The sequence below is a fragment of the Streptomyces sp. CC53 genome (assembly GCF_001865245.1).
Classification (GTDB): Bacteria; Actinomycetota; Actinomycetes; order Streptomycetales; family Streptomycetaceae; genus Streptomyces.
This window is the reverse complement of record NZ_MKXB01000087.1, coordinates 1-6,794: the sequence shown is the minus strand read 5'-3', so window position 1 is coordinate 6,794 and position 6,794 is coordinate 1. Positions and strand designations below refer to the sequence as shown.

At 75.9% G+C, this 6,794-nt stretch carries 4 protein-coding genes and 1 pseudogene; 1 reads left to right on the top strand and 4 read right to left on the bottom strand.

The genetic code is table 11. The annotated features are described in order from the left end of the window. The 4 genes and pseudogenes from BJP40_RS35345 to BJP40_RS07860 all read right to left on the bottom strand — a co-directional run. Nucleotides 1-295: pseudogene (locus BJP40_RS35345) on the bottom strand (hypothetical protein); the annotation flags it as partial. 389 nt (nt 296-684) lie between these two features. Further along, nucleotides 685-1,791, bottom strand: coding sequence for a peptide chain release factor 2 (gene prfB, locus BJP40_RS07870; protein WP_071264851.1), 1,107 nt, complete (start codon nt 1,789-1,791; stop codon nt 685-687). A 58-nt stretch (nt 1,792-1,849) separates the two neighbouring features. After that, a complete protein-coding gene (locus BJP40_RS07865; protein ID WP_071279719.1) occupies nt 1,850-3,082 on the bottom strand; it encodes a serine/threonine-protein kinase in 1,233 nt (410 codons plus the stop codon). Between the two features lie 109 nt (nt 3,083-3,191). Continuing rightward, nucleotides 3,192-4,994 (bottom strand): serine/threonine-protein kinase, encoded by a 1,803-nt coding sequence (locus BJP40_RS07860; protein WP_071279717.1) that lies wholly within the window; start codon nt 4,992-4,994, stop codon nt 3,192-3,194. A gap of 442 nt (nt 4,995-5,436) precedes the next feature. On the opposite strand from BJP40_RS07860, the gene BJP40_RS07855 reads away from it, so the two are divergent. Continuing rightward, nucleotides 5,437-6,794 (top strand): FHA domain-containing protein (locus BJP40_RS07855; RefSeq protein ID WP_143065909.1); only part of this gene is annotated, 1,358 nt, incomplete at its 3' end.

Sequence of the window (6,794 nt, the reverse complement as noted above, 5' to 3'; positions counted from 1 at the left end):
CACCGGAGGCCGCCGCACCACCGGACGTGGTCGCACCACCATCCGTGGTCGCACCGCCATCCGTGGTCGCACCACCGTCCGCGGTGGCACCGCCCGAGGTCGTCGTACCGCCACCGGAGTCATCGCAGTTCGGGTCGACCGGGCTGCACGGCGGCTCCGCCTCGGCGGTCGTCTGGACGTCGACCTCGATGAGGCCGGTGGCCTGCGCCGCCCCCGCCGCGGTCAGGGACGCACCGGCTGCGATGACCGCGCCGGCCGCGATGCGCGCGATCCGGACGCGCGTCTTGTTGGTCATAAGCTTGCTACCCCCAGTAGCTGTTCGTGTCAGTGGTGCAGCGCGCGGGGCAGCATGGAGCCGGGGTGTTGCCACTTCGTCCGCCCCCGGTCACACGCGCCCCGGACATGCGCATGCCGCGCGCCAGCTTTCCCAGTTTCGTCAAGCAGGTCAAGCTCGTTGCGTACGCGATGCCCGAAATGATCAGCCGTGTCTGGCCTGCGGGGAGGCAACTGTGACAGAAGCGGGAACCGAGCGGGCGGAACGTCAGTTCTCGTGTCGACAAAGCGAGAAGACGGTCCGTTCGCTGCTTGCGCCCGCGAAGCGGACCCCCGCGCACGGTGAGCCCGGCAACGGCGACGGCGCCGCCCCCGGGTGGGGGCGGCGCCGTCGGGGCGTCGTGGTGCGGGCTACTTCTCCTGCTGCTTGCGCCAGCGGATGCCCGCCTCCAGGAAAGCGTCGATGTCGCCGTCCAGGACGGCCTGCGGGTTGCCGACCTCGTGCTCGGTGCGCAGGTCCTTCACCATCTGGTACGGGTGCAGGACGTAGGAGCGCATCTGGTTGCCCCACGAGCTGCCGCCGTCACCCTTCAGCGCGTCCATCTTGGCGCGCTCCTCCTGCCGCTGGCGCTCCAGCAGACGGGCCTGGAGGACGCGGAGCGCGGACGCCTTGTTCTGGATCTGCGACTTCTCGTTCTGGCAGGAGACGACCACGCCGGTCGGGATGTGCGTGATGCGGACCGCCGAGTCGGTGGTGTTGACCGACTGGCCGCCGGGGCCCGACGAGCGGTACACATCGATGCGGAGGTCGTTCTCCGGGATCTCGATGTGGTCGGTCTGCTCCACGACGGGCAGCACCTCGACGCCCGCGAAGGACGTCTGGCGGCGGCCCTGGTTGTCGAACGGCGAGATGCGGACCAGGCGGTGCGTGCCCTGCTCGACGGAGAGCGTGCCGTAGGCGTACGGCGCGTGCACGACGAACGTGGTCGACTTGATGCCGGCCTCCTCCGCGTACGACGTCTCGTAGATCTCCGTCTTGTAGTCGTGCCGCTCCGCCCAGCGCAGGTACATGCGCTGGAGACGCTCCGCGAAGTCCGAGGCGTCGACGCCGCCGGCCTCGGCGCGGATGGTCACGAGGGCCTCGCGCTCGTCGTACTCGCCGGACAGGAGGGTGCGGACCTCCATCTCGTCGAGCGCCTTGCGCACGTCGGCGAGCTCCGCCTCGGCCTCGGCGCGGGCATCCGGGTCGTCTTCGGCCTCGGCGAGCTCGAAGAGCACACCGAGGTCGTCGATCCGGCCGCGCAGCGTCTCCACCTTGCGGACCTCGGCCTGCAGGTGGGACAGCTTGCTGGTGATCTTCTGCGCCGCTTCGGGGTCGTCCCACAGGGACGGCGCGGCCGCCTGCTCCTCGAGCACGGCGATGTCTGCCCTCAGCTTGTCGAGGTCCAGGACGGCCTCGATCGACCCCATGGTCGCGGTGAGGGACTTCAGCTCTTCGGATACGTCGACGACTGCCACGGGTCCAGCGTAACGGCTGCCCGCGGCAGTCCCGGCCGCGGACCGTCGGGGCCGCCGGTCAGCGGTCCGGCGCCGACGGCCCCTGCACGGGGGCCGGGGGCGCCTCGTCCTGGCCCGCGGCCAGCCAGCCGGCCAGGCCCGCGGCGGCCAGCGCCGCGCCCGCGACGGAGACCACAAGGCGCCGCCTGCGGACCGCCGCCTGCTTGTTGCGGGCCGAGCCGGGGCGCCGCTGGCCCGCCGTCCTGGGGGCGCGCGCGGTGCCCAGCGGACCGCCGGTCAGCTCGTCGGGGCCGGGCACCCGCATCGAGGTGTGGGTGTCCCGGCTGGAGTCCGTGGACGAGCCGGGCACCAGCGGCACGGCCGCCCTGCGGGGCCGCTCCGGCTGCGCAGGGTGGGGGTCCTCGTCCGCGTACGGCTCCGGGACGGGCTCCCCGCCGGGCTCGTCGACGTCCAGCGGCGGCATGTCCGCGACCAGCGGGGCCAGCTCCTGGAGGCGGGCGGCCAGCTCGGAGGCGCGCAGCCGGGACGCCGGGGCCTTGGCGAGGCACTGGACGATCAGCTGCCACAGCTCGTCGGGGATGCCGGGCAGCGGGACCACGGTCTCGGTGACGTGCCGGCGCAGCACCGCCCCGGGGTGGCCGCCGCCGAACGGGGTGAAGCCCGCGAGCAGCTCGTACAGGACGGTGGCGAGGGCGTAGATGTCGACGGCGGCCCGCGGGGGCAGGCCCTCGACGATCTCGGGGGCCAGGTAGTCGGGCGTGCCGATGATGCGGTGGGCCGAGCGGGTGCGGGCCGGGGTGTCGATCAGCTTGGCCGTGCCGAAGTCGGTGAGCAGGGCGGGGTGGGCGCCGCCGGGGCCGAGGGGGCCCTGCATGTCGAGGAGGATGTTCTCCGGCTTCACGTCCCGGTGGACGACGCCGGCCGCGTGCGCGGCGGCGAGGCCCTCGGCGACGTCGGTGACGATGGCGACGGCCGCGGCGGGGGCGAGGCGGCGCTCGCGGTCGAGTCTGCTGCGCAGGTCGGTGCCGCGCACCAGGTCCATGACGAGGGCCAGGTCGTCGCCGTCGACGACGAGGTCGCGGACGGCGACCACGCGGGGGTGGTCGAGTCCGAGCAGGGCGGTGCGTTCCTGCACGAAGCGTCCGACGAGTTCCTGGTCGGCGGACAGGTCCTCGCGCAGCAGCTTGATGGCGACGGGGCCGTCCGGGCCCTCGCCGAGCCACACCGTACCGGCGCTGCCCCGCCCCAGGATCTGGTGAGCCGTGTACCGGCTGCCGATTTTCCGTGCCAAGACTGCTCCCTCAGCGGCTGGCGTTCCCGACCACGGTACGCGGGCGGAGCGCCCCGCATTCACGCCGGAACGGAAATCACCCCTCCGCGTGGGTCCGGTGTGCCGCGGGTCAGGGCGCGGTGGTGCCGCCGGTGTCGGTGGCGCTGCCGAGCTCGCCGATCCAGTCGGTGACGGTGGAGACGGCGTCGCCGATGGCGTCCCAGTAGCTCTTGCCCTGGGCGATCCAGTCCTGGAGCGGGGTCAGCTCCCAGATGAGCCAGCCCGCGAGGACGAAGACGAGGATCGTGAACAGGCAGCCCTTGAGGCAGCCGAGGCCCGGGATGCGCATGGGGTTGGCGCTGCGCCGCCGGGGCTCACGCGGCTCCCGCGGGGCGGGCGGCTGCGGCGCCTGCGGCTGCGCGGGCTGCCGGGGCGGGCGGGCCTGCGGCTGCCTCTGCTGGGGCTGCTGGTGCTGCGGCGCATAGGGCTGCGGGGGCTGGGCCGCGTACGGCTGGGGCGGCGGGGCGTACTGGGGCGGCTGCTGCGGCTGCGGCTGGCCGTAGCCCTGCCGGCCGTACGGCTGCTGCTGGCCGTATTGCTGGTGCTGCGGCCGGTACGGCTCGGGCTGCGGCGGCTGCTGCGGCTGCGGGCGTCGCTGGGGGCGGCGGCGCAGCGGGTCCTCGGCGGGGTCGAGGTACTGGATCTGGGTCTGCTCGTTGCGGTCGCGCGCCGCGCGCAGCTGGGTCTGCCACGGGTGCGGCTCCTGCTGTGGCGGCCCGTCCTGGCCGGGTGGCACGGGCGGCATCACCGCGGTGGCGTCGGCCGCGCCCGCCGGCGGGGCGGCGCCCTGACCGGCGGCGGGCAGGAAGCTGGTGGCGGCGGCCGGGTCGTACTGGGGGGCGCCCGGGGTGCCGGGGGCGGCGTGCGGGAGCACCTGCGTCGGGTCGGCCGCGCCGGGCGCCCCCGCCGCGCCGGCCGCGCCCGCGAGGCCGGGCGTGGCGGAGCCGGGGACGGGCGCGGGCGCCGGGTCGGGGGCCAGGAGGGCACCGACGCCCTCGGCGGCCTCGATCTGGGCGGCCGAGGCGTGCACGCCGATGCCGTCGGCGACCACGCGCAGGCCGCGGGCGAGGTTCTCGGCGCTGGGGCGCCGGTCCGGGTCCTTGCTGAGACAGCGCTCGACGACGGTCCACAGCGGGCCGGGGACCGTGGAGGGGCGGCGCGGCTCGGCGCTCAGGTGCTGGTGGAGCACTTCGAGCGCGGTGCCGCCGGCGAACGGGGGACGGCCGGTGAGCAGCTCGTACAGCATGATGCCGGCGCCGTACACGTCGACCGCGGAGGTCTGCGGGCGGCCCTCGGCGGACTCGGGCGCCACGTAGGCGGGGGTGCCGACGAACTCGTGGGTGCGGGTGAGGCCCGGGGAGTCGGCGAGGCGGGCGATGCCGAAGTCGGTGAGCATCGGGTGCATCTGCCCGTCGCGCTCGGCGAGCAGCACGTTCGCGGGCTTCAGGTCGCGGTGGACGACGCCGTCGGCGTGGCTGGCGGCGAGCGCGTCGGCGACCTGCGCCATGAGGAGGGCGGCGCCGACCGGGGTGAGCGGGCCGTTCTCGCGGATGTACCGGTGCAGGTCGGGGCCGTCGACGAGGTCCATGACGAGGGCGAGGACGTCGCCCTCGACGACGAGGTCACGGGTGCGCACGATGTTCGGGTGGGTGAGGCGCAGCAGGACGGAGCGCTCGCGCAGGAAGCGCATCACGACGTCCGCGTCGTTGGCGAGCTCCTCCTTGAGGACCTTGATCGCGACGGTCTCGCCCGGCTGGCCGGCCACGGCGGCCTCGGCACCGGCGGTCTCCCGCTGGCGGGCACGCCAGACGGTGCCCGTGGCGCCGCGTCCGAGCGGCTGCTCGAGCAGGTACTTGCTGCCGACTGGCCGCACGACATGTGCTCCCTGCGAATCGTGGTCCGAGACCGGTCCGAGAACTGCGTTCGACCCACTGTAGTGCCGTTCCGCTCTGTTCGAACGGCTCACGGACCGTGACCGGACGGCTCTCTCGTCCGTGCCGGGACAGACGTGCGGCGGGCGCGTCCGGTTGCCCGGACGGCACGGCCGCACTGATGAACGGACGATCGACTTCAGGCGGCGGCCGGGGGCCCGAGCAGCTCTTTCCGCGACCGAACCCGATCATTCAAGATCATTTGGTGCCGTGCCGCGGGCGAACGGGCCCTGGCAGGTGGGAGGATGCACACGACCTGTACCGGACGACGCGTCCGCGCGCGGGTGGGGGGAGCTATCCGCGGGCCTGTCCCCCGCAGTGCCCCGTCGCCCCCACCTGTTCCCCCGCCGCGGCCGCGCCGCGCAGAAGGGACCGCTGACGGCAATGCAGATCCGGCTGACCGTCCTCGCGGCGCCGACCGGCGGGCAGACCGCGCGGCGCGCCTGCGACGTCCTCGTGACCGCTCCCGCGGGCACCGCGCTGGCCGCCGTGGCGTCCGGGCTGGCCGCCGCGGCGGCGGGCCCCGACGGCGCCGCCGCCTCCGGTGCCGTCGTGCTCTACGCGGGCGGCGAGCGGCTGGACCCGCAGCGCGCCACGCTCGGCGAGCCGCCCCTCGTGGACGGCGCGGTGCTGGGCCTCCAGGCCCCCGCCGGGGAGTCCGCCGCCCCGGAGGGCGCCGCGGCGCGGCTGCACGTGGTGGCGGGTCCGGACGCGGGCGGCGTCCACCTGCTGCACCCGGGGGAGATCCGGGTCGGCCGCTCGGCCGACGCGGACGTGCCGCTGGACGACCCCGACGTCTCGCGGCTGCACTGCGTGGTGACGGTGACGGAGGACGGGCGGGTGCGCGTCGCGGACCTCGGCTCCACGAACGGCACGTCCCTGGACGGCCGCGCCGTCGGCGAGCGCGCCGTGCGCCTGGCCCCGGGCGCGCTGCTGCGCGTCGGCGAAACGGCCCTGCGCCTCGCCCCCGGCGCCGCCGGACACGCGCTGGACGCCGTCCCCGACGGGGAGGGCCACCTGCGCGTGGCGCGGGAGGGCGCGCTGTCGACGCGCGGCGCGGACCCCGGTACGGAACAGGGCGGCCCCCCGCAGCCGGTGGTGCCGTCGGCCCGCCGTCCGTACGGCGAGGGGGACGGCACGGGCAGCACCGGTGGCAACGCCGGCACTCTCGGCACAGGCGGCACAGGCGCTTCGGCTTCCGCGCATCCGGCCGGGCCCGGGGTCCGTGCGGGCACACCGGAGCCCTCCGGCGCGGGCCTGCCGGGGCAGACGGGTGCGGGCAGGCCCGGGAGCGGGCCCACCGGTCCCGGGCGCCCCGGGTTCCCCCGCCAGGCCGCTGGCGGTCCGGTCTTCCCGCCGACGGGTACGGGCCCGGACCGAGGCGCCAGCGCGGCCCCCGGCGCCGCGGCTGCCCCGGGCGCGGGTGCCGCGGCAGGTGAGGGGCACGCGCGGGCCCGGACCGGCACGGGGCTCGGCGGTCCCGGACACGCGGCAGGCCACCCTGAGGCCGCCCTCCCCGCGACCTCCGCAGCCGGGCTCCCCTCGCCCTCGTCCTCCCCCGCGAACCGTCCTGCGCCCGACTCCGCGGACCGCGTCTCCGAGCGCCCCGCGCACCCGGGGGGGCCCGCGTACGGGCGGCCCCCGGCGGACCCGGCGCCTACCGGGCGCCCCACGTTCCAGGCGTCGCCCGGGCCCGCCGCGCACCCCGCCGAGCAGGTGTCGCCTGAACCCCTCGCCTACCC